The 21802-nt window shown below is 46.8% G+C and carries 37 protein-coding genes; 5 read left to right on the top strand and 32 right to left on the bottom strand.

The genetic code is table 11. The annotated features are described in order from the left end of the window. Nucleotides 1–19 precede the first annotated feature (19 nt). The 10 genes from BLQ44_RS04700 to BLQ44_RS04650 all read right to left on the bottom strand — a co-directional run bounded on the left by BLQ44_RS04700 (nt 20) and on the right by BLQ44_RS04650 (nt 5755). Complete coding sequence (locus BLQ44_RS04700; protein WP_143004690.1) at nt 20–229, bottom strand: DUF3810 domain-containing protein; 210 nt, start codon at nt 227–229, stop codon at nt 20–22. Nucleotides 230–271: 42 nt separating this feature from the next. Beyond that, entirely contained in the window at nt 272–823 is a 552-nt protein-coding gene (locus tag BLQ44_RS04695) for a GNAT family N-acetyltransferase (RefSeq protein WP_093192576.1), read from the bottom strand. A gap of 39 nt (nt 824–862) precedes the next feature. Beyond that, nucleotides 863–1411: a Rossmann-fold NAD(P)-binding domain-containing protein gene (locus BLQ44_RS04690; RefSeq protein WP_093192574.1), complete on the bottom strand. Its 549-nt coding sequence runs from the start codon at nt 1409–1411 to the stop codon at nt 863–865. A gap of 54 nt (nt 1412–1465) precedes the next feature. Further along, nucleotides 1466–1684, bottom strand: coding sequence for a DUF3953 domain-containing protein (locus BLQ44_RS16780; RefSeq protein ID WP_093192572.1), 219 nt, complete (start codon nt 1682–1684; stop codon nt 1466–1468). Nucleotides 1685–1714: 30 nt separating this feature from the next. Then, nucleotides 1715–1975: a hypothetical protein gene (locus BLQ44_RS04680; RefSeq protein WP_093192570.1), complete on the bottom strand. Its 261-nt coding sequence runs from the start codon at nt 1973–1975 to the stop codon at nt 1715–1717. Nucleotides 1976–2413: 438 nt separating this feature from the next. Then, complete coding sequence (locus tag BLQ44_RS04670) at nt 2414–2794, bottom strand: hypothetical protein (RefSeq protein ID WP_093192566.1); 381 nt, start codon at nt 2792–2794, stop codon at nt 2414–2416. A gap of 106 nt (nt 2795–2900) precedes the next feature. Continuing rightward, nucleotides 2901–3827: an aldo/keto reductase gene (locus BLQ44_RS04665; RefSeq protein WP_176757433.1), complete on the bottom strand. Its 927-nt coding sequence runs from the start codon at nt 3825–3827 to the stop codon at nt 2901–2903. Nucleotides 3828–3870: 43 nt separating this feature from the next. Then, entirely contained in the window at nt 3871–4545 is a 675-nt protein-coding gene (locus tag BLQ44_RS04660) for an LrgB family protein (RefSeq protein WP_093192562.1), read from the bottom strand. Beyond that, nucleotides 4545–4910, bottom strand: coding sequence for a CidA/LrgA family protein (locus tag BLQ44_RS04655; protein ID WP_093192560.1), 366 nt, complete (start codon nt 4908–4910; stop codon nt 4545–4547). The genes BLQ44_RS04660 and BLQ44_RS04655 overlap by 1 nt, the downstream gene beginning before the upstream one ends. Next, entirely contained in the window at nt 4901–5755 is an 855-nt protein-coding gene (locus BLQ44_RS04650) for a Fic family protein (protein WP_093192558.1), read from the bottom strand. Before BLQ44_RS04650 ends, BLQ44_RS04655 begins: the two co-directional genes overlap by 10 nt. A 126-nt stretch (nt 5756–5881) precedes the next feature. On the opposite strand from BLQ44_RS04650, the gene BLQ44_RS04645 reads away from it, so the two are divergent. Both BLQ44_RS04645 and BLQ44_RS04640 read left to right on the top strand, forming a co-directional pair. Continuing rightward, nucleotides 5882–6604, top strand: coding sequence for a 3-ketoacyl-ACP reductase (locus tag BLQ44_RS04645; RefSeq protein ID WP_093192556.1), 723 nt, complete (start codon nt 5882–5884; stop codon nt 6602–6604). A 111-nt stretch (nt 6605–6715) separates the two neighbouring features. Continuing rightward, nucleotides 6716–6958: a hypothetical protein gene (locus tag BLQ44_RS04640; RefSeq protein WP_093192554.1), complete on the top strand. Its 243-nt coding sequence runs from the start codon at nt 6716–6718 to the stop codon at nt 6956–6958. A gap of 68 nt (nt 6959–7026) precedes the next feature. Here BLQ44_RS04640 and BLQ44_RS04635 read toward each other — a convergent pair whose 3' ends face one another. Continuing rightward, complete coding sequence (locus tag BLQ44_RS04635; protein ID WP_093192552.1) at nt 7027–7701, bottom strand: serine/threonine protein kinase; 675 nt, start codon at nt 7699–7701, stop codon at nt 7027–7029. A 3-nt stretch (nt 7702–7704) separates the two neighbouring features. Beyond that, nucleotides 7705–9216 (bottom strand): potassium/proton antiporter, encoded by a 1512-nt coding sequence (locus BLQ44_RS04630; protein WP_093192550.1) that lies wholly within the window; start codon nt 9214–9216, stop codon nt 7705–7707. Between the two features lie 154 nt (nt 9217–9370). Here BLQ44_RS04630 and BLQ44_RS04625 point away from each other — a divergent pair, with 154 nt between their 5' ends. Then, a complete protein-coding gene (locus BLQ44_RS04625; protein ID WP_093192548.1) occupies nt 9371–9781 on the top strand; it encodes a potassium channel family protein in 411 nt (136 codons plus the stop codon). 33 nt (nt 9782–9814) lie between these two features. On the opposite strand, the gene BLQ44_RS04620 is transcribed toward BLQ44_RS04625, so the two are convergent. From BLQ44_RS04620 to BLQ44_RS04590, 7 genes are all read right to left on the bottom strand, one after another. After that, nucleotides 9815–10381: a cell wall hydrolase gene (locus tag BLQ44_RS04620; RefSeq protein ID WP_093192546.1), complete on the bottom strand. Its 567-nt coding sequence runs from the start codon at nt 10379–10381 to the stop codon at nt 9815–9817. Between the two features lie 120 nt (nt 10382–10501). Further along, on the bottom strand, nt 10502–10750 hold the full coding sequence (locus BLQ44_RS04615) for a hypothetical protein (protein ID WP_093192544.1): 249 nt from the start codon (nt 10748–10750) through the stop codon (nt 10502–10504). 11 nt (nt 10751–10761) lie between these two features. Continuing rightward, nucleotides 10762–11469 carry an ATP-binding cassette domain-containing protein gene (locus BLQ44_RS04610; protein ID WP_093192542.1) on the bottom strand — a complete coding sequence of 236 codons (708 nt, stop codon included), beginning with the start codon at nt 11467–11469 and terminating at the stop codon, nt 10762–10764. 13 nt (nt 11470–11482) lie between these two features. Continuing rightward, the gene (locus tag BLQ44_RS04605; protein WP_093192540.1) at nt 11483–12226 is read right to left on the bottom strand and encodes a hypothetical protein; all 744 of its coding nucleotides are present in this window, start codon (nt 12224–12226) and stop codon (nt 11483–11485) included. A gap of 26 nt (nt 12227–12252) precedes the next feature. Continuing rightward, a complete protein-coding gene (locus BLQ44_RS04600) occupies nt 12253–12693 on the bottom strand; it encodes an immunoglobulin-like domain-containing protein (protein ID WP_093192538.1) in 441 nt (146 codons plus the stop codon). Nucleotides 12694–12695: 2 nt separating this feature from the next. Then, complete coding sequence (locus BLQ44_RS04595) at nt 12696–13214, bottom strand: GrpB family protein (RefSeq protein ID WP_093192536.1); 519 nt, start codon at nt 13212–13214, stop codon at nt 12696–12698. Between the two features lie 145 nt (nt 13215–13359). Further along, complete coding sequence (locus tag BLQ44_RS04590) at nt 13360–13881, bottom strand: GNAT family N-acetyltransferase (RefSeq protein WP_093192921.1); 522 nt, start codon at nt 13879–13881, stop codon at nt 13360–13362. Nucleotides 13882–13986: 105 nt separating this feature from the next. Here BLQ44_RS04590 and BLQ44_RS04585 point away from each other — a divergent pair, with 105 nt between their 5' ends. Next, nucleotides 13987–14208 (top strand): hypothetical protein, encoded by a 222-nt coding sequence (locus tag BLQ44_RS04585; protein WP_093192534.1) that lies wholly within the window; start codon nt 13987–13989, stop codon nt 14206–14208. 1 nt (nt 14209) lies between these two features. Here BLQ44_RS04585 and BLQ44_RS04580 read toward each other — a convergent pair whose 3' ends face one another. The 9 genes from BLQ44_RS04580 to BLQ44_RS04540 all read right to left on the bottom strand — a co-directional run bounded on the left by BLQ44_RS04580 (nt 14210) and on the right by BLQ44_RS04540 (nt 18135). Continuing rightward, nucleotides 14210–14566, bottom strand: a complete 357-nt coding sequence (locus BLQ44_RS04580) for a potassium channel family protein (RefSeq protein WP_093192532.1) — start codon at nt 14564–14566, stop codon at nt 14210–14212. 92 nt (nt 14567–14658) lie between these two features. Continuing rightward, entirely contained in the window at nt 14659–15108 is a 450-nt protein-coding gene (locus BLQ44_RS04575; protein WP_093192530.1) for a hypothetical protein, read from the bottom strand. 65 nt (nt 15109–15173) lie between these two features. Next, entirely contained in the window at nt 15174–15632 is a 459-nt protein-coding gene (locus BLQ44_RS04570; RefSeq protein WP_093192528.1) for a GNAT family N-acetyltransferase, read from the bottom strand. Continuing rightward, a complete protein-coding gene (locus BLQ44_RS04565) occupies nt 15633–16154 on the bottom strand; it encodes a GNAT family N-acetyltransferase (RefSeq protein WP_093192526.1) in 522 nt (173 codons plus the stop codon). A gap of 13 nt (nt 16155–16167) precedes the next feature. Further along, on the bottom strand, nt 16168–16443 hold the full coding sequence (locus BLQ44_RS04560; protein ID WP_093192524.1) for a hypothetical protein: 276 nt from the start codon (nt 16441–16443) through the stop codon (nt 16168–16170). A 4-nt stretch (nt 16444–16447) separates the two neighbouring features. Then, nucleotides 16448–16798 carry a hypothetical protein gene (locus BLQ44_RS04555; RefSeq protein WP_093192522.1) on the bottom strand — a complete coding sequence of 117 codons (351 nt, stop codon included), beginning with the start codon at nt 16796–16798 and terminating at the stop codon, nt 16448–16450. After that, nucleotides 16795–17322: a hypothetical protein gene (locus tag BLQ44_RS04550; protein WP_093192520.1), complete on the bottom strand. Its 528-nt coding sequence runs from the start codon at nt 17320–17322 to the stop codon at nt 16795–16797. Before BLQ44_RS04550 ends, BLQ44_RS04555 begins: the two co-directional genes overlap by 4 nt. Further along, the gene (locus BLQ44_RS04545) at nt 17315–17824 is read right to left on the bottom strand and encodes a sigma-70 family RNA polymerase sigma factor (protein WP_245688094.1); all 510 of its coding nucleotides are present in this window, start codon (nt 17822–17824) and stop codon (nt 17315–17317) included. Before BLQ44_RS04545 ends, BLQ44_RS04550 begins: the two co-directional genes overlap by 8 nt. Nucleotides 17825–17877: 53 nt before the next feature. After that, entirely contained in the window at nt 17878–18135 is a 258-nt protein-coding gene (locus BLQ44_RS04540) for a SunI/YnzG family protein (protein ID WP_093192518.1), read from the bottom strand. Between the two features lie 160 nt (nt 18136–18295). Here BLQ44_RS04540 and BLQ44_RS04535 point away from each other — a divergent pair, with 160 nt between their 5' ends. Continuing rightward, nucleotides 18296–18949: a TVP38/TMEM64 family protein gene (locus BLQ44_RS04535; protein WP_093192516.1), complete on the top strand. Its 654-nt coding sequence runs from the start codon at nt 18296–18298 to the stop codon at nt 18947–18949. A gap of 678 nt (nt 18950–19627) precedes the next feature. Here the strand turns inward: BLQ44_RS04535 and BLQ44_RS04530 are convergent. The 4 genes from BLQ44_RS04530 to BLQ44_RS04515 are packed head-to-tail and all read right to left on the bottom strand — an operon-like array spanning nt 19628 to nt 21699. Next, a complete protein-coding gene (locus BLQ44_RS04530; protein WP_093192514.1) occupies nt 19628–19945 on the bottom strand; it encodes a hypothetical protein in 318 nt (105 codons plus the stop codon). 31 nt (nt 19946–19976) lie between these two features. Further along, nucleotides 19977–20480, bottom strand: a complete 504-nt coding sequence (locus BLQ44_RS04525) for a hypothetical protein (RefSeq protein ID WP_093192512.1) — start codon at nt 20478–20480, stop codon at nt 19977–19979. Beyond that, nucleotides 20477–21247, bottom strand: a complete 771-nt coding sequence (locus tag BLQ44_RS04520) for an AAA family ATPase (protein WP_093192510.1) — start codon at nt 21245–21247, stop codon at nt 20477–20479. Before BLQ44_RS04520 ends, BLQ44_RS04525 begins: the two co-directional genes overlap by 4 nt. Further along, nucleotides 21244–21699 carry a hypothetical protein gene (locus BLQ44_RS04515; RefSeq protein ID WP_093192508.1) on the bottom strand — a complete coding sequence of 152 codons (456 nt, stop codon included), beginning with the start codon at nt 21697–21699 and terminating at the stop codon, nt 21244–21246. The genes BLQ44_RS04520 and BLQ44_RS04515 overlap by 4 nt, the downstream gene beginning before the upstream one ends. Between the last annotated feature and the right edge of the window lie 103 nt (nt 21700–21802).

Below are 21802 nucleotides of genomic sequence, written 5' to 3'. Positions count from 1 at the left end.
CTCACCTCACTGCTTTCCCTTACCTACGTATGGGTATTTTACTTGACTCAACAGTAGATTCATCATTCTCATTGCTCAACCATTTGTATATTTTAGTAAGCTGATGAAAAATTCCTAACAACACACCCAAAATAGCGCCAAGCAGCAACGTATTTCCGAACCCTTCCGGAATGATTCCTAGAAAGAATGACATACCAATACTAATTACTAAATATACAAAGATCATCACCGGAACCTCTCCTCTCTAAATTATTCAGATATACCTTCATCTTTATACGGATGGCTTCCTTCCAAAATAATCTTCTTTCAAAAGGCCAAAAATATCGACATCCTGATACTCATCCCATCTTATAATGTCCTGTTTTAACGTTCCTTCGTAGGTCAGACCAACTTTTTGCATCAATTTTGCCGAAGCTTTGTTTTTGCTCATTACTGGAGCCCATATCCTATTCAGCTTTTGCTCCTTAAACCCAAAATCAATAACTAATTGGGCAGCTTCCGTGGCGTAACCATTATTCCAATAGTCTTTGCCAATCCAATAAGCCAGTTCACCTTTGTTATGTAATTTGTCTACTCTAAGTGTCATTGTGCCTACAAGTTGATCTTCCCCTTTGAGAATAATCGCAAATGGATAAGTTTCTCCTTTTTCGATCAGATCTGGATGACTTGAAATCCAACCTTCGGCCATCTCCAACGTATATGGATGAGGCAAAAAGTTAGTCTCCGCTACATCTTTGTCTCCAGCTAATCTTTTAGCTCGCGGAGCATCCTTTCTTTCATAAGCTCGTAACAATAAGTGTTCTGTTTCTAATTCAGGTAACATTTCTATTCAAACCTGCCTCTCTGATGTTTTCAAGTGAGTTTAATAACCGGGCCGTTTCTCATATGGATGAAGAACGCCGATCACCGACTCTTCCCGGTCTTCCTTCACACTCTCGATAACTCCGCCGGCAATCTCCTCAAGGGTCAACCACCTTGAGTGATTGTCCTCCATGACAAACCCAAGATAAATGCTTCGATGGTGACACTGAGGTGTGACCTCCAGCTGATTTTTTTCGAAATAACGTCTGCTTCCCATCACCTGGAACAGCTTCCAATTAAGGTTCTTCTCCGATATGATCCGATTGATCAACTCCAATGATTCGAGGAAGGGAGTCCAACTGACGACACATGAGATTGGACCATATTCTTCGATAGCGTCTTTAACTAAAGTTTCGAGTAATGCATGGTCTCTGTAATCTACCTTCAAACTATTAATTAACTCCGGGTCGTGCGATTTCCCCCTCACAATTTCATGTCTGATTCTATCTCTTCCAATGACAGATACGACATATCCTTTTTCCGCAAGCCAAAGCGTGACGTCGGATAACATCCCCGTCCCGCCAATCACCAGCGCGTGCTTCTTTTCCATATCCACCCTCCTTGCTCTGAGACTATGTAAATCTTCTCCTCATAGAACTTTCATTTACAAAGTATATATCCCGACGAAAAAGCTGAATCCGAATGCAAGGAATAGAGTAAAAGCGATCGGTTTCCGTTTTTGAAACTCCGTAATCCCCATAACGAGAACTAATCCACTCACTAATAATAAGAGATACGGCGTTATCCCAGTAGTTCCTGTTATCAAACTGAAACAAGCCAGGGCACTTACCACCGCGCCCAAAAGTAGTCTAAGTATTTTCATACGATCATCCCCCCTAAACCTGCATACACTTCATCCTTGTTTCACAGGTGCTTGAATATATTTTGTGAAATAAGCACCCAGAAGCAACAAAACTATACTCATCGTCCAACTTACCAGTCCACTGAAACCGAACCAGTAAGCGAATAGGTTCACGACACCGATGAGGAAAAGGCAAATGGGTGTCAAAGCGCTTTTCATTCCGGTGATACCGGCTTGTTTTCTCTTAAACACTACATAAGATACTGAAATGATCAGAGTGATCACCAGTATGATCGATAAGATAATGTCCATGGATCTCTCCCCTCCTTTGCTATAGATTTTACTTGTGACTATGTAAATCACGGAATCTCTAAATGATATTCATTACGACCAACAGAAGGTACGGACTCAAGAGGAGTGACGCACTTACCGCAATTAATATACGGCTTCGTAATGACATCGCCAATACAAGTCCTAGAAAACCACAACTGAAGGTAAAGATCATCGTATACACGAAGCCATATTCCACGAAGAAAAATTGCCAAAATGAGTGAATACCTAATAACAATATTAGCCAATAAAAAATATAAGAAAGTTTCTCTTTCACACCTAGTAAGCCCCCCTTAACTATTTACCACCAAGATTGTTCAAGACCAGATCAATTTCGCAGGATAAATATTCCATCAACCCTCTTATTACACGTACGATAGTAAACCAATTTCGTTTCAAAATTGAAAAATCTCTTGAAAATCATTCCATAGGTAGCCGGATTTCCACATTGAAAAACATACCTTCCGCCAAACCTAAGTACCTACCTTCTACACCTAAATCGATACTCTTTTTGAAATATCCCAGCTTAAGCAACGTTTCTTCTTCGTTTTTAAAGTGCACTTCATACTCCGGTAATTTAAAATCCATATTTGCTGTGGAAGCTGTACTGGCTTGATCTAACTCTGTTACAAGTTCTTCAATAAAACCTTCATCATCAATAGTCGCCACCAGCTTTTCACTGTCCCATTCATACACGTCGATACTTGTAACATCCCCGCTGCTCAGGGTTAAATTATCGTTTTGACAACCCACTAAAACAAAAGAAAGTAACAAAAGCCCCAAAATCTTTTTGATTTTCACCAATGTCCCTCCTAATATCTTGTCGGCAATTCATCCAAAGTCGTTTGGCATAATTTACCTAATCTTAACACAAAAAAAGAAGGTGAGTCGCCCCACCTTCCATTTCTTATGAAAACAACTGATCGATTCGTTCGATCGTCTTCTTGTCGAGATTCACTTTACCAGCTTTGTTGTTATGAAGCACCTGTTCTTTCCGCTTCGCACCAGGAATTACAGCATCAATCGCATCGTGATGAATGTAGAAAGCGAGGACCAGTTGAGCCACATCTATACCATACGAATCTGCGATCGGCTTCAGTTCATTCACCTTACGCACGTTTTCCTTGAACGCGTCTCCCTGGAACTCCGGCTTGTTCAGGCGAAGGTCTCCTTCCGGGAATGTCGTGTTCTCGTCGTATTCCCCTGCAAGAAGTCCGGACGCGAACGGGAAGAATGGCACAAAGCTGATGCCGTTTTCTTTCGTGTACGGGAAGTACGTCTGTTCCGCTCCCCGTTCGAACAGGTTATAGTGCTCCTGAATCGCGTCCACATATCCATCCTGGTTCGCTTCTTTCAGCTGCTCCATGGAAAAATTGGATACGCCGATGGCACGGATTTTCCCTGCTTCTTTCAGTTCCTGGAGCGCACCGACCGCTTCGTACTTCGGCGTGTCTTCGTCAGGAAAATGAATGTAATAGAGATCGATGTGGTCGAGACCGAGGCGGTTCAGACTGCTGTCCACCGCTTCTTTCAGGAAGTCGGGACGGTTGCTTTTGCCGCCGTCACTCGTGTTAGCGCCCTTCGTCGCAAGAACGACTTCATGCCGCTTCCCGGACTCACGGATCGCCTGCCCTACGAGTTCTTCGGATCGACCGGGGCCGTAAGCGTAAGCCGTATCTAGGAAGTTCACGCCTTCATCAATCGCGGCTTTCACCATATCCACGCCCTGCTGCTCATCGAGATTCGGGTATAAGTTATGTCCTCCGACCGCATTTGTTCCAAGTCCAATCGGATTGATCGATAAATCTGTTTTTCCTAATTTCACCATTGCAATCCCTCCTGCTCCCTATCTTCCACGTTTCAAAGAGTATTAACCCTCAGATGGACAGAAGCCATACGAAAAATGGACCGAAAAACGAGCCGATTATGGCAGCCAGGCTCATCGCCACGGAGCTCATAGAGACCGTCTCTTCCCCGTACTCGATCGCTTTCGAAGTACCCAGTCCATGAGCCGCCGTACCCAGCGCAATCCCTTTTCCCATATCCTTGAACGGAATGTATTTGAAGAATAACGGAGACGTCAGAATCGCCGTGAACCCGGCAATCATCGTGAACGCCACTGCCATCGAAGGGATCCCGCCTATTTCCGAGGCCACAGGTACCGCAATCGGAGTGGTCAATGACTTAGGTAAAAGAGTAAGCAACAGTTCGCGCTCCAACCCTAAAGAAACGGCCATCGCATACCCGGAACCGAAAGCAACTACTACGCCTACCACGACACTCCCGACGATCGGCAGAAAGTGCTTTTTCAACACAGCCCGCTGCCGATACATCGGATAAGCCAGTGCGACGACGGCAGGCCCGAGCATCTTGTCGATCCAGACCGCCCCCTCCATGTATGTATCGTAAGGAATATCAAACACCAACAGCACACTCACAAGCAGCACAACCGTCGTCAAAACGGGCGTCAGCACCGGTGTCCGGTATTCAGAGTAGATTTTCCCCATCAGCATGAAAGAAAGAACCGTCAGCATAAACATTACAAAAGGCATTACACTTCCTCCTTTTGCTTCGAGAGTTTTTCACTCGTGAACCCGGCGACGAACATCGTCAGCCACGTCCCGGTGATTGTCATCAGAATCATCAGAATCCCCGTCCCGCTTAACAGAATCGGATATTCGATGATGCCGACTGTCACCGGCACGAAGAACAGCGGCAGGTAAGCGAGCATGAATCCCGCCCCATGATCGATCCACGCTACCGGCAGAGCTCCCGTCATCAGAAGCGTAAGCAACAGCAACAATCCCAATATACTTCCAGGCACCGGCAAACCGAGCCATTCCTGGATGGTACTACCTATGTAATAAAAAATATATAATCCTGCCACCTGCAGAATGACTTTCATAATCAGACGCAAATCTCTTCCTCCTCTTCCTCCAGCCAATCGTAGAATAAAAGGTCCGAACTCCCATGAGCTTCCCGTCGCAACTGTCTGGAGAATGTCTCTTCCAAAGCCCCGTGGAAATAACCCAGGAGGCTCGATCTCACTCTTCCCATTTTAAAAGCGTAAATCACCTGTTTCCAGACGGGTACGAGAAGCGTTATGTATGCTTCGATTGGTTGTTCTAACGTACTCATTCTACCATATACTTGCAATACCTTATTCCATCCCTGTTCGATTTCGGCGAGAGGAAGAAACGGGGCAGCTGCAGTAGCGAAAGAAGAAGGGATGTTGGAGGAAAGATAGCTGACGTCGAAATGTCCGGACGTCGGCTCCTCTACGTCTTTTTTACAAGAAAGGATTCTTTTCTGTTTCTTATATGCTTCCGGTGCGGAATTCCCCTTCCCAGCGCTGTCTTGACGGGCGTCCCCGCATTTCGATGCCGTGTCAGGTGGGGTGTCACTTGGGGTGTCATCCTCAGGCAAAGAAAAAGATTGAGGTTGTATCACGAGAAGGTTCACGCCACGCTTTCCATTCGGTTTCTTCGTCTCGATCTTTTCTAAGAGCCCCATGTCCTCGTAGCGATTCACGGAACGGATCACCGTTCTTCGGCTTACTCCGGCTCCTTCTGATATGGTCGCCACTTTTGCGAACGATACGCCTGGCACTACTAGGGAATGCCTCTGAATGAACTGAAGAACCTTGTAATTCCCTTCAGAAATCTCGCCTTTGTGCTGATCGAGGAAGAACTTTACGTGCTTGTCCAGTTCCTCCACGTTTTTGAACGACTGCCACGTTTTCCATTCTTTTTTAGCTATCATTCCTTCGCCTCATTTCACTCGTTTCAACTATAATCGAAAGGAGGGACGATTCCGGTGTCGTTTTTTATGAAAAAGTTTAGGGTAATTGTAACAGGAGCACTTTAAGTTCAGAAGGAGGAATACATTATGGGACAAGACATCAAAGGAAAAATTGCATACATCACAGGTGCCGGGAGCGGCATTGGAAAAGCTACGGCGCTTGAACTGGCCGAAGAAGGCGTACACGTAGGATTGATCGCACGGACAGAATCGAAACTACAGAAAGTGAAAGAAGAAGTAGAAATGCTTGGCGTCCGTGCTGAATATCAGGCCGTAGACCTCGCCAATCTCGAAGACACCGAGCGTGCGGTCGAAAACTTGAGAGAATCCCTCGGCAAAGCAGACATTCTCATCAACAATGCAGGCGTAGGTCTGCACGGGGACTTTCTCGATATCGACCCTGATGAATGGAAAAGGACGATTGAAATCAATCTGTTCGGCATGTATCACGTCACTCGATCCGTCCTTCCCGATATGATCGAGAAAAACAGTGGAGATATGATCAACATATCTTCGAGCAGCGGACTGAAAGGAACAGCGGGCTCCACCTCTTACAGCGCTTCGAAGTTTGCCGTCCAGGGAATGACAGAGGCCCTCATGCAGGAAGTACGCCCGCACAACATCCGCGTCTTCACGATGAACCCGAGCCTGGTCGCGACGGAACTTGCCTTCGGAGATAATCCGGAGAAAAACGATGTAGAGAAATACATGCAACCGGAAGACCTGGCCGAGTACATGGTCGCTCAACTCAAGCTCCACCCAAGAATCTTCATCAAACAGTCCCTTCAATGGGCGACCAACCCTTTTTAAAAGATAGGCAAAGAAGGAGAATGAAACATTTCTCCTTCTTTTTTCTTCCTGTCTCTACTGTGTTATTTTGGAAATAGTATTTTCAAAAACTACCAAAAGGAGACTTGATCTATGCTGGTAATGATCATGCTCGGCAGTATGTTTCTCGGCTATCTTATTCTGCAGACGGGTCCTTTCTGGGCAGGCATCATTTCGTTCGGTATCGTCGCCGGCTGCATATTTCGGGGCCTTTATCTTCTCGAGAAGATCTACAAAGAGTTGAAAGACGAAGAGGAAGCGTCTGATCCAGTTCCTCATTCTTTAGAAAACGAGCGCGTCTACAAAGAATACCTACGGCGAAAAGAAAATAACTGAATCATCCCTCTACATATCCGCCTTTCCGCAAAAAGAGAGCCCTTTTCGGCAGAAAAGAGCTCTCTTTGTCATTTATAAAATTTTGTATAGCGCGTAATCTTCTTCATGAAGCTCTCATAGGAAAAATCATCGCCAGCCTGGTGGTACCAGGTACGCACCGCTTCCGCGAGCCACAGCGGTACCTTCTTTCCTTCGATCAGATGATAATAATCCTGATACGCTCGCGTCAGGTATTCCCAGCGGCGGTCATCCCCATTTTTGATATATTCAGACACATCCAGGATCTTCGCGCGTCCGTCCTGGAGAAGCACATTTTTCAAATGGATATCTCGCGGATTGAGCCCTTTTCTCCGGACAAGATCTCTTGCTGCTTCCACATCTTTCACTACCTGTTCCGGAATCGGGATTCCCTGAAGCAGGCATTCGAGAAGCGTAGGCCCCTCTTCGTAACTGATGACGAGAAAGGTCTCTCCAGAACCGAAACAGACTGGGAAGTATTGCGATCCCCGTAGTCTTGCGTAAATCGACTCTTCGACGTTCAACTTCTCGCTTTTCTCTCTGGCATACACCTTGAATGCGTACTGAGGGGCGTCGTCTGCCTGAAATACGGCAGCATCTGTACCGACCCCGATACACCGGAGACCCTCAGGTACACCACTGATTCCCACCGGTTGATTATCCGGGTTTTCCCATACTTTCAAATCTAATAATAGCGGTATCGCCTGTTTCCATCCATCATCCATACACTAACTCCCTTCGCTTTCACGACCCTCTGGTTCCGGGCGCTCCACACGTTGTTCCAATACTTTTTTCAGTTTATCTTTATAGGATGCTTCCACAAGGATATAAAGAAAGTCACCAGCTTTGATTTCCGTTTCTCCATACGGGGTGATGACATGATTGTTGCGGATGATCGCACTTACATTGGCTCGATTCGGGAAAGAGATTTCATGCAATTTTTTCCCGACCACAGCCGATTCCCTGTTTGTCTGGAATTGAATCATCTCCGCCTGGGCTTTCCCCATGGAAATGAGCTCAATCGAGTGGTGAGGAACGTCCTTTTTCTTCCCGACGAGGTCCAACTTCGCAGCTACGTAGGAAATGGTCGATCCCTGGACGAGAGCCGAAGTAAGGACGATGAAGAAAACGATATTGAACATCAGTCGACTGGCATCAAGACCTTCGACAATCGGGAAAGTCGCAAGCACGATCGGTACTGCCCCTCTCAGACCTGCCCAGGAGATGAAAATTTTCTCTTTGATCGTGTAATTCATCTTGATGAGCGACAGAAACACAGCTGCCGGACGGGCGATCAGAATAAGGATGAAGGCAAGCAAGAACCCGTTACCCATAATCTCGGGCGTGAATAATTGCCCGGGAAATACGAGGAGCCCGAGGATGATGAACATGAGGATCTGCGCCATCCAGGCGAACCCTTCGTTGAATTGGAAAATCGAATAACGGTATGTCAGTTCGCTATTTCCGATTACGAGAGCCGCAACGTACACCGCAAGAAAGCCGCTACCTCCGAGAAAGGCCGTGATGCTGTAGGTGATGAGAGCAAAAGCGACAGAAAGGATCGGGTACAGCGCACTCGAATCGAGCCTGATATTATTGATGGAAAGAGAAGCCGTCTTCCCAAGGATGAGTCCTAACACCAGACCTAGCCCCATTTGCAGGAAAAATGTCGGAATCATCGACCAGATCGTCCCCTGCTCGGCCACAATCAGTTCTATCAAGGATAACGTCAGGAACACGGCCATCGGATCGTTCGTCCCGGATTCGGCCTCCAGGGTCGCTCCCATTTTCGCTTTGATGTTCCGCTCCTTCAGCGCGGCGAATACGGCCGCAGCATCGGTAGAACCGACAATCGCCCCGAGCAGCATGCCTTCAAGTAGAGAGAAATTGAATAGGTAATAGGCGCTTAAACCTATAAGGACCGAGGTGATGAGCACTCCGAATGTCGCGAGGGATAGCGAAGGCCCGGCTACGGATTTCACCGTCGCCCATTTTGTATGCAGCCCACCCTCGAACAGGATGATAACGAGCGCGAATACCCCGATGATCTGAGCAGTCTTTGCATCATCGAAGTAGACGAAACCGAGTCCGTCACTCCCAATCAGCATTCCGACCATAATGAAGAGGATCAGAGAGGGGATCCCCCAGCGGCTGGAGAACTTAGCGACGATGACGCCACTGAATAATAAAAATGCGGATAATAGTAGAAATCCGTTTGTACCGAACGCATCAAGAAACATGGATGATTGGAAGTCTCCTTTTCTTAGATTATGTAAATAGTAGTCACTATATTAAGGTTATAGGAAAAGAAAAAGGAAATCAAAAATTCGTTTCGTGAGCTTCATGAAGGGTTACATAAGAGGATGAAAGAATTGAAAGAGAAGGAGCGTAACCATGACAACATTTCTCATTATCATTACACTTGGATTCATAGCTGGTAATACGATTTACTTCTTCCGTCAGGACGTGGAAGAAAAAGGAGCCTTCGATCCACGTTTCTTCCTTAAGCTCCTGATGTCGATGACGGGCGTTCTGATCGGCTTCGCGTTCTTATATTATTTCCTGAATACGCAAGGGACGATTCTCGTCTTCACCCTTTCCGGAATGAAAGACGTGACGCCGACATTCTTGGACCTCCTCTACTTCAGTGGAGAAACACTTATCTCCGTCGGGTACGGGGATATGGTGCCAGTAGGGCCTACGCGGTTCTTCGCTATATTAGAAGCGATGATCGGGGTTTTGATGCCGACCGCGTTCTTTGTGAAAACAGTGACGGACAGAGAGAAGAAGGAGAGCGAAAAATAATAGTGCGACCCGAGAGAATCGGGCCGCACTTTTTTATCTCAAAAACACGTGGTTATCTATCACGACGGTCACTTCTTTGGACGCTAGATAAGCACTATACGCTTTATTCGGGTTGTAGAAATAGAGGGACTCGTTGTCATAGCCCTGATAGCCAAGGGCTTCTTCTACCGCTTGCTTGGATTCCGCTCCTGCCGGCTGATTGATTGTTCCGTTCAACACCGGGGAGAACTGTCGGCCGTCGTGCACGACATTATAGAGCGTGTCCGGGAAAATATCACTGGAGACACGGTTCAGCACGACAGTCGCTACGGCTACTTTCCCTGCATAGCTCTCCCCCTTTGCTTCCGCTTCTACGAGGCGTGCGAGAAGATCTTTTTCATAGCTATTAAGGGTCACCGGAACTTCTACCCGTTCTCCTATGGAAAGGTAGGAATTCCAGTCATTGTTCATCGCTTGAAGCTGGTGCGTATTCACCCCGTATTGGGAAGCGATCGTGTAATACGATTCCCCCGGTTGAACCACGTGCGTTTTATCAGCATGAGCCGTCATCGGTATCATCAACATCATCAGTAGACCAACAATACTACCTTTCTTCCACATAAAAAAATACCTCCCTGGCTGGTTTCAACGAATAAGCTATCACACAATCTCTCATTCGTGAACGAGCAATTTTTTCCATGAAATCATAGAAACTAAGGGAGGTTTAAGTATTGTAAGTTTTCAACCAAAGATCTTATCTATCAGAACATTAACAATGAACATAGCAAACAGAAGCGCTGATACATACACGAAGTTACTCATCCACTCCTTCTTCGTAAGCTGCCCCTTCCTATGTACTACAGGAATGAAGAAAACGAGAATCGCTCCGACATAAAAAAGGAACGAAGCATCGGTCAGAAGGACAATCACGAAGGTTGAGATTAGAAGCAGGGTCTCTTCTTTCCTCTCTCTATCCGTTAAAAATGACATTCAAATCCTCCTCAGGACGTCTGTTTCCTCATCTGTTCAAATGCTATATCCGGATCATCCGTCCCTGCCTGTTGGAGGTACTCTTCGTAACTCCCTTCGAACATAAGCTTCCCGTTATGCAGAAAAAAGATATGCGTATCCATATGCTTCAGTTCGTGAAGAATGTGCGTGGACATGACGACATACCTTTCTTCCGTTGCCAAATGATCGATTTTGCGGAGGATGTGATGCCTCGCTTCCGGATCAAGCCCGGACGTCGGTTCATCAAAAAGATACAGCCGACGGTTCAGGAGACAAACAGATGTAATCATGATCCAGCGTCTCTCTCCAACAGACATCAAGCCCGTCTTTTTGTTCCAGAGTCGGTGGACCCGCTCCTTTTCTTCATCCGTCAGCTCCAGATGAAGCGCCTGTTCCGGACTGTCGTATGGAGAATCGTCATCCGTGTTCAGAAACAGTCGGAATAGATCCTTCCCGCGAAGGGTATCCGGAAGGCCGAAGCCCTGCAACTGATAGCAGATCTCTTTCTGATCGAACATATCGTGAAATCCTTCCGGCCGCTTCATAGCTCCGGCAAGCATATCGAACAGAGTCGTCTTCCCTGCTCCGTTCGCACCGAGGACGACGTTGACCTTTCCCTGACGGAACGTGAGGGATAGCCCCTGAAATAGCGGAAGTTCATTTTTACTGTAGGAATACGTAACGTTTTGAAGATGCATGACGTTCCCCTTTCTACGACCGGTTCTTCACCGAGGTCAGACGGATATTTTTCATGAGAAACAACCCGAGCGCTACGTATAGCACAGCCGCCACTAGCAAGGGCCATACGGACACGGAGATTTCTACGGAAGATAGAAACTGATAAAAACCGATGGTACTGTCTCTCACGAATACGGCGGGATTCAGAATGGAATGAAGATTCTCAAGCATCGCATTTCCGGTATCGATTTGCGCGAAAAATATGAAGCCGAATATGATCAGCGAGAACAGAGGCGCAATGGCCGTTTCTTTCACGGGAAGAATCGGGACGATAAGCGAAAGGAAGAAGAGAGGAATACTCAGGAAGAGTGCCGTCATCATTCCGACTCCCAGCACCATCAGGAGATCCAGGCGGAACAGCAGCGACACGACAATCGTGAACACGATCATATTGACGACCATGAAGACATACTGCGCCATGATCTTCCCAAAAATGACCGGCTGATGGGATCCTGATAGGAAAGAGAACATTTTGAGGAACCCGTTATCCCTGTACACCAATAGCCCCATCCCTACACCGTTCAAAGACGTGATGAGAACCAGGTAGGCCCAGTAAGCAGCCAGAATAGATATGTAGTTATCCGGAGGACTCCCGAACCAGTCCATCGAATTGACAATCATGAAAAGAAGCGGCAGGACAAGCGTCCAGAAAAACGCAATCTTATTGGTAGCCGCCTCGATCGTGAATAGACGGAAATACTCGAATACCTTTTTCACATTACTCTCCTCTTTTCCTGAGGCTTCTAGGAAGACGTCACTTCGAATTCAGAAGCCAGCATGAACTCTTTTTCCGTATCCCGTTCCATCGCCATCGTCACGATGACCCGGTAGATCCCTTCCTCAAAAGCTGCTTCCAGTTCTTCGAGTAAGACTGCCGACTCAAAGCTTTCTCCCGGATTCACCTTCCGATCACGTTTCCGGAACGAAGGCTTGTCTTTGAAAGGGATCTCCTTCCATGTGCCGTCCACTTCTATCTCAATTTCGTATCCCATATCATAGAAAACCGGCTCTTCGCCGGCATTGATGATATAAAAGCGCACTCCCTGTTCCGAAGGACTGATTTCCGATTCTGCCTGAAACGTGACATCATTTTCGGTAGGAGGAAGAGAACCGTAGTCGCTCGTTGCAAACCCGGACTGACAACCTCCCAGAAGCAAGAGCGCTAATAGAAGGAAGTATCTCATACTTACCGCTCCTCTCTGTACCAGCGGATCGCTCTCTCTTCGGTTGTACGGATCCACTCTTCTTTTCCTGAAATGTAGGATTCCATGTCTTCCGGATAGGTTTCAGCAAGACTCCGTTTCAACGTTCCATAGGCGGAGGCGACATCCGGATGAGCTCTCAAGTACTCACGGAAAGCCAGATGTCTCTCAGCTGCAGGGCTGTCCAATTCAAACACATGGACATGATGCGTGCGGCGGTCGCCCCCTTTTCTGAAAAAACGACGCCCTTCGATTCCGTAAGCCCCCATCGCCTCGTAGCCGAGCTTCTGCATCCCTTCTGAATGCGTATCGACCTCGTCTATCTTCGGAACGACTGGCATGAGGTCGATGACAGGCTTTGCGGAGAGACCAGGCACCGATGTGCTTCCGATGTGATGAATATAGACGGGGATTTGATCAAGAGCTTCGTGAATTCTCAGGGCTTCTGATTCGAACTCCTCCGGCCACGTTTCCTTATACGTGACGACTTCCACTTGTCTCATATGTCCTCCTTCCTCCCATGTATCAGGGCTTACGAAATGATGCCTCTCTCACTGACGATTATGTACAGACATTCATTTTTCCGGACAATAAAAACCGCTTCCATAATTCTGTCAATTTTAAGCCTACAGGAAATATTTACAACATTCAACCTCCTGTCCATTCTTCAGCCAGGATGCTCATTTCATAGAGACTCCAGTATTTCTCCTCTATCTTCCGGTAATCCCGCAGCAGTCCCTCGATCTGGAACCCGGCTTTCTTATAGCATTGGATAGCCGGCTCGTTGAAATCGAAAACGCCGAGACTGACCCGGTGCAGCTCCAGCTCATCGAACGCTATTTTCAACACTTCCCGGATCATAGCGACGCACAAACCTCTTCCTTTAGCGTCGGTCTCTCCGATCAATACTTTTCCGATACGAGCGGCGCGATTCTCCCTGTCGATTCGTCCAAGCGAAATATGTCCGACGCGTTTATCCTTCTCCCACACGGTGTAAATAAGTGTTGTACTTTCCCTCTGATTCGCTCCGGATAGATATTCCTCCAGTTGTTCAAAAGTCAGGGGGTACGAGAAGTTCGGTCCTGCCCACTGCATCAGGAACTCAGGCGAATCGATCCATTGGATGAGTGTATCGAAATCTTCTTTTGTGAAGGGTTTTAGTGTAATCATATCTGCATCCTTTCCAAGGTTCAGCATCTGTAGTTATGCGGGTCTTTTCTCCCGTTGCAAAAAGAGGAAACGACCGTTTAAGATTTAAAGACAGGAGGTGTCCATATGTGGAGTTTGTTGTCGGCTCTCGTCGTCGTAGCTATCGTCTCGCTGCTACCGACGGAATCGAGAGGAATACGTGTGGGATTGATATTTACAGCTTTTTTCGGAGTACTATATGTAGCAGGGTTGATCGAGTCAGCGCCCTTCCTGCCGAACCTGATCCTGGCCATCTTCGGTATCATTATTTTTGTTATAAGTTTCGTACGGCAGAAGACGAGAGAATGATTTACTCTTCGTCTTCCTTCATCATCGCCACGTACGGAAACATAAGTACCGCAGGGAGAATGTAGCCGAATGCACTTTCAATAATAGCCGCAATGCGCGACCAGCCGAAGGGCGTCACGTCTCCGTATCCTACAGAGAAAAGCGTAATGACGCTGAAATACAGCGAAGTGCCGATACGTCCCGGCCACTCTGCCTGCTCGAGCTCCCGGTCTCGATAGTGATCGACGACCGGTCCGACTCCTGAGGCATCCAGCAGAATATAAATAAGCGCAAACATGACGATCACATTCGTGTAAAAGAGAAACAACGATACAAATAAACGCGTCATGCGATGGTAGCGGACTCGCCTTTCGTTCATCGAAATCAAACCCTTGTCCGTTTCTACCAGCTTATTTTCGCTATATTTCCTTTATTCCTTCCTTTTTCCCTCCCTACCATCTCATTCTATATTCAAAAGCCTTCTGCAACATAACCGACAGTAGTAGTAAGACGTTCCCCTTCCTTGTCATAACCGTTGACCTGCTGTACGGGTTCTTCACCGATCACATACCAATAACGGGTCTCACCGGATGAAACAATGGCCGCTTCTTTTCCTTCTCCAGTCCTAACTTCCATAATATCTCCATTGTTAATCGGACCTGCAGAAACGGTGAGATAGGAAGGATCGCCGAAAGGTTCATACTCTCCTTTTACTACCTTGGAAGCTCCGAAAACGAGTTCCTTACCCTTCCCTCCTCCGAAGCTTGAACGCCCGGTCTCTCTCCATGTCTTTTCCTCTTTTGTGAAGTGAGCGACACCATAAGCATCTTCTCTTTCAAAAAGAAGGAAGGCCTGTGTTTCCGTCCATTGTTCAGTGATGATTGTGGTACCGTCATCAAGGACGGGTGGAGTTATTTTCACCTTCTCCTCTTGGTCACAACCGCTTAAGAGGAAAAACAGTAATATTAGAGAAATCCATCTCATTTTTAATCGCTCAACTCTTTTTCCATGATGACGTTCGTTTCCCTGTATCCCGTCTTTTCATATAACTGTCTGGCTATATGATTATGACCGAAGACGTGAAGTCGGATCGTACGAAGTCCCAGGTCTTTGCCGAGACGATCGATTTCTGACATCGTCTCTTTTCCGTACCCTTTTCCACGTGCCGACTCGTCCAATTTGATGTCGTAGATCCAACCCTTCTCCTTGTCTACCACCGCAAGCCAGAACATCCCGATGACCGTCTCTCCCTCGGAGATGGAAAACAGGTGATGATTCTCTGTATGTACTCCATTCGGCAACAGGGAGCGGAACTCTTCATCCGCTTTCTCCGGAGCACCTTCTCCTTCCCAGTCCCCCGCCTTCACGTGTTCTTCGGCATATTCCGCTACCGCTCTCGTGCGATATGCCTCAAATTCTTCTACCGTCATTTCTCTGACGTCCATTCAATTCCCCTCCCTCAAAAGACTGCGCAAATCAGCCCATCCATAAATCCATTCATCGAGCACTTTGCCGCTGATATCGACTTTCATCCGGTCGATCCTTTTCGCCCCGAGCGCTTCGTAAAAGTGACGGAAGGGATTCTCCGAAAGAACGGCAACAACCATCGACGTCATTCCACGCTCCAGCAACTCCTGAACCACCGGAGTAACAAGCTTTCGACCTATGCCTTTCCGCTGGTCTTCTTTTCTTATGTAAATGGCGTATAGTTCGGCGTCGTAGTCGTCCAGTTCCTCCGAACGTTCGGGACCGCCGCTCGAGAATCCTACAATTTCACCTGAATCGTTCTCCGCGATGAACACCATCCCTTTTTCGATAATATAACGCCACTTCTCTTCCCGGTTCTCGTACGTCATTTCTTCCAGGTATGCTTCAGGTACAATCCCTTTGTACGTCGATTCCCACGTATCCACCTGAACTTTCGCAACTCCGTAAGCGTCCTCTGTAATCGCACGTCTGATCTGCATCGAATCTCCTCCTCTACAACAAAAATAGCACAGTTGTTACCAGATATGGGAGACCGAAAATACCTATATGCATACCGAGGCGTTTGTCTTTCGGATCATCTTCGCCTTGAGCCGTTACGCCTGACGACCTCGGCCCCACCCCAATCATCGTTCGTAACAATAGAGCGGACGCCACCAAGCAGATACCTCCCACAAGGCTGACGATCGTTTGGAACATACCCATATTTATAAACGCAATCAGAGAAATGACCGCGAGAGACCCGACTCCATAACTGAATGCGCGTTTCATTCCTTCACCTCCCTGGTGTATAGCTCCTGTGTTCGACAGATGCCCCGTTTTGATCTACGCGGACGCCCGCTCCTGTGACGCCGAAAAAGGTGATTGCTTCGACCGTAGCTTCTACAGGAACACCATTCACTTTCTCCATTTCATCGATCCGATACCCGAGGATAAGCATGCGTTCCAACGGGTTCTCAAGCGTCCCGGACGTCGAAGCGATGGCGTGGCGGAAGAAATTTTCCTCGCTTGCTGAAAAATCATCCACATCCATGCTTCTCAGTTTCGCAGGTACGATGGCAAGCGTGACCAGGAGGATTGCGACGATCGAACCTGCCATTACTTTTTTCCTCGTTCCTCGCTTCATTCTCTACCTTCCTTTACGAAATAAAGATACTCCCCTTCCGGAAGCTCTGCAGCCAGCACTCCTTCTTCCTCTGTGTTATAAAGGACGGTTCCTTCTTCTAGCACGGTGGAGGTGAGATTCTCCTCGAGGGATTCTCGAGCTGCCACTTTCTCTTTGATGGTACCAATCTCTACTTGCACCGCGGCTCCCTGTTCATAGATTCTTCTATATATTTCACCGTTCACCAGTACCAACCCTTCCACTCTAGCGCTTTCTTCCGCCGCTTCCATATCTCCCGAGGACTCGGCACTTTCCGAAGAAGATTCCGATGAACTGTAGTCTCCCTGTTGTTGTAGAGAAATCGACGTGATGATTCCTCCACCGATCAGGAGAAATAAAGCGGCAACGATCGCAATGAGTCCTCCATTCGGACGTCTGCGGACAGGCTTTTCCTTCCATGCTTTTCTGACACCACGAAGGGAACGTTCGCCGAGTTCGTCCGGTATATCGATTTTGTTCATTTCCCGCTGCATCCGCTTACTCATCGAACCCCTCCTTCCGAAGTGTTTTCAGCGCCCGGTAAAGAATGGATTTTGCTGTGCCGAGCGGAATATGTAAGATCTCTGCGATTTCGGGGAAGGTGTAGCCATAGTAATATTTCAAAAGGACGATCGATTTCTCATTCTCCCCGAGCTCATCGATAAGTTGATGAAGGGAGAATGTTTCAGGAATATCCGGTTCCTCTCCTTCAATGAAGGACTCATGTTCAGGGTCGAGCGTCACGAGGCGCTTTTCTTTCTTCAACGTGTTCAGAGCCGTATTGATTGTCATGCGGATCAGCCATGTTTTGAAGTAAGCGGGCGTTCTTAGCGTATCTATTTTTTTGAACGATTTATAAGCGACTTCCTGGACGATATCGAGCGCATCGTCCTTGTTCTTCATATAGACGAAAGCGGTCCGGTACAAATCATGTTCATACTGTTGGAACAGACGCAGAAAGGCTTCGTCATCTCCCTTCTGCGCTTTCTTCACAAGTCGTCGATTCACTGGCCATCACCTTCTTCATCTATTAGACACTCCTCCCACGTCTGTGGCTTAAATCATCGGAGTGCTTTCTCCAGATAATTTTTCAAGTTATACCCGTTATTCGTGTAAATGAGGTAACGTTCCTTCCCCGCTTCTATCACTATCCGATCCATATTGACCGTCGGATGACCGAAATAATAATCGATGCTGGCATCTCCGGCGTAGTCCTCCAAATCGAAGACACGCGTAATATCTTTTTTCAAAATATCCGCCTTCGAGAACATCCAGCGGATCCGAACCGTTGCTCCTTTGTCTTTCACTTTAACACTCATGCCTATCCCTCCTCCATTATTCCTACGATTTCCATAGCAGCTATGTTTCACTTCCCATCGAATTGATCGTAGCTATTCTGTTTTGTAAGACAGCTCACCGTTTGTATGCCATAATTAGCTTACCGTTTGATAAAACAGGCATCGAAAGGGAGGGGAAACCGTGACACCCAGACGTTTTTTGAAAATATCTCTGATTCTCGCTGTATTCGCAACCATCTTCTATTTCACCCATTTCCATTTCAACATCCGTCCTTCTGACATAAGAGACTTCGTTCTGTCCTTCGGCTGGTGGGGCCCATTCATCTTTCTCCTCATCTATACGATCGGACCTCTCATCTTCTTCCCTACCTCCGTCCTTTCTCTCGGAGCGGGGCTTGCCTTCGGGGTATGGCCGGGCGTCCTGTATATCATTGTCGGTGCTACCGGAGCTGCCACGACTGGCTACGTTCTTGCCAGGATCTTTGGCACGTCAGTCGTAAAGATGGACAACTTCTCCTGGTCCGAGAAATTATTCGATCAGATGAACAAACGGGGATTCCTCTATATATTCATTCTGCGCCTGATTCCGATTGTAAGTTTTGACCTGCTCAGTTACGCGGGAGGAATCGCGAAAGTCCAATTCAAGTCCTTTATTACCGCTACGGTGCTAGGGATGATTCCCGGCACGTTCGCCTACAGTTTCCTCGGATCGAGTATCGCCTCAGGGAACACGACTACCATCATCATAGCCGTTTTCGTATTCTTCACGCTTCTCGGAATTACGTATTACTTCAGAGAACCGGTCAAAAAGTGGCTAGGTCTTACCTCCGACTGAATGATGGAAAAAATGAAGGGTTTTCTATCAATATTTACCTTTGAAGCGAAGTATCTTTATTTAAAGGTAAATGTTACAGGAAAATTACAGAAATATTAAGTTTTGTATTTACGTAAAAAAATCCGTTATGTATAATAGAACTATACAGTCGTTACATAAGAAAGGTTCTTTTGGATAAGGGTGGGAGTTCTCCCTTTTTGCGGAACAACTCATCTGCACACACACGTTTATCCATCCGGGCCTTTCGGACTGTACAACCCTTCTGCCTGAGCAGGAGGATTTTTTATTTTCAAAGCTCTGTTACCGTTTAGTGTTGATATTACTATCAAAAAAGAACTTCCCCTTTTTATGGAAGTTCCTCTTCTTACATAGCGCCTCTCCAACTAAATCCCCTAGTCTGGAATATTCGAGTTCAAGTATATTTTGAACTGCCCCATTGCCGGACAGTATCATGGAGTTCTGTATTACCCTTTCAAATGTTCTTTAATGGGACGAACCCATTCCGGCAGCTCGTCACTTTCATAAGAAATGGAGTTATCATAAGCTTCTAAGACGACTTGTTACCTGCAAAATATACATGATAGTACAGAAAAAGGACAGTGCTCACTTAATTAAAGTTTGTTTATCAGCTTTAGGCGAGAAGACTCCCCGCTCAACGACGACGTAGGTGAGGGTAGTTCAATAGAGTTCCTTTTGTTTTTCTTTCTCTTTTTCTAATGCTCCGAGTTTATACTTATCGCTTGTGAATATCCCTACAATGAAAGTAGTTAGTCCAGCTAATAGTATAGAGATCCCAACAAGAGCACCAATCGCTCCTGCACCTATTCCGCCCCCTAGCACACTAAAAGACAGCAATAGTAAAACAGGAGAAATCAGAACTATGATAAGGCCTGCGATAATTCTGTTTTTTCTATAGTCCGGAATAAGTGCTATGGTAACAAAGCTGATCACTGCTCCTAGCACAAGTATTATCAGAAAACCAACAATCAAATCCATCGTATATGATCACTCCCTTATAAATATTCTTTTACTCTACGACGTTCACCTTCATTACCCGGGAAATAACCGCTCCAGCTTTGTTCTGCTGCTCTTCCTTCCGCCACACAGCCGTTATTTCTACGTACTTTTCTCCTTCGCCATTCAATTCAAAGGAACCATCCTGTACTGTTTCCGCCTCCATCGAAGACCCAGTGTATTCGTCCACCTCAAGAATATTGGCTTGGACTCCGGAAGGTTCAGGACCTGTCGTTTCTACAGTTATCGGAACACCTTCCTGTACCGTTACAGCTTCCATCCCCTCCGTCTGTTTCTGGAGACTCCTATTTTGCGTCATCACTTCACTGACGTTACACTCTTCAGATTCGAAACAAGCTACTCCCTCCTCTGACGCAATCGTTTCACTATTTTGTGAGAAGCTGATCGATACATCCCCTTCTTCTACCACTTCGAGCTTTCCATCCCCTGAAAAACTGAACAGGTAGACGATCACTCCAAAAAAGAAAACCCCAACGAATACTGCGATATACTTCACGACTCTCCCTCTCCTTCAAACAGATGATGAAAAAGCCTTTCTCTGTCTTCGAAAAATTGACTCATCACCTGATAATGCTCTGTTTCTTCTACTTTCACTTTTTCCATGCCCTCCTCGGAAATCTGATAGATCGCCGCATGAGGATACGCCGTGAGGAGTGGCGAATGAGTTGAAATGAGGAACTGGGACCCATCTCGGACAAGCTCATCCATACGTGACAGCATCGATATCTGGCGAAGCGGTGACAGAGCAGCTTCCGGTTCATCAAGAATATAGAGACCTTCCCCACCGAACCGTTCCATGAACGCTGCGAAAAAGGACTCCCCATGAGACTGTTCATGTAGAGAAGTCCCACCATAGGAATCGATGATCCTTCCTCCTCCAGGGCCACGGTCGAGCTCCTCGATATGCGTAGCCACATTATAGAAAGTCTCCGCACGGAAAAAGAACGAATCTTGAGGTCTGTATGGTCCGCGTGCCACCCTTAGATACTCATGCAGATCCGAATGGGAATCGTAGGTGGAAAAGTTGAAATTTTTCGTGCCGCCTTCCGGATTGAATCCTAACGCAACTGCCACAGCTTCCAGGAACGTCGATTTTCCACTTCCATTTTCTCCGACGACGAACGTCACATTCGGGTGCATTTCCATCTCTTGAAAAGATTGAAAAAGGGGAAGATTCAAAGGGAAGTAGTGTCTCGCTGCTTCTGCTTTCTCTTTTAATGTAATTCTTTTTATGTATTGATTATCTTGCGTCCGTTTGCTCACACACTCTCCTCCAGATAGTTATCCAAGGTCTGTCGCAGATAAGCGAAGTCTTTTTCTTCCAAAGCATCTATTTCAATAGGGATGTCTTCCTGATTGTGGTTCTGTTTGATCACGAATTCCTCCTCCTGATGTTCCGTGTCCTTGACCATACTCAGTGGCACCTTTTTTCTCGGAAGCAAAAGCCCCCGATCAAGGAACAGCGTGGTATCTTCGATGATTGCATAGTCACGTTCCGGGCGTTTGAAATAGTTAACAGCCCTCGTTGTTTCCAAGATTACAAGAAACAACGTCACGCCAATGATGAACCAGGGCACCCTTAACCTACTCTCCATGTCCATCAGCAAATATACGTTTGTTCCGAGTGCTACAAGAGCAGCGAAAAGATGCCCTCTCGCTTTCTTGTTCCATTCCTTAGAGATTCTGTAAGGCAATCGAACCGTACCTTCGTTCACGTACACTCCTCCTTCCCCATGCATCTTTTTTGCACATGTCTCTTCTACGTTTCGCTCGGGAAAACGTTTCGATTAATCTTTTCTAACGTGATGAGGGTTATGG

The organism is Salimicrobium halophilum (genome assembly GCF_900100295.1).
GTDB classification, from domain to species: domain Bacteria; phylum Bacillota; class Bacilli; order Bacillales; family Halobacillaceae; genus Salimicrobium; species Salimicrobium halophilum.
Note: the sequence above shows the minus strand (reverse complement) of the source record. Positions and strands in the feature narration are given on the sequence as shown.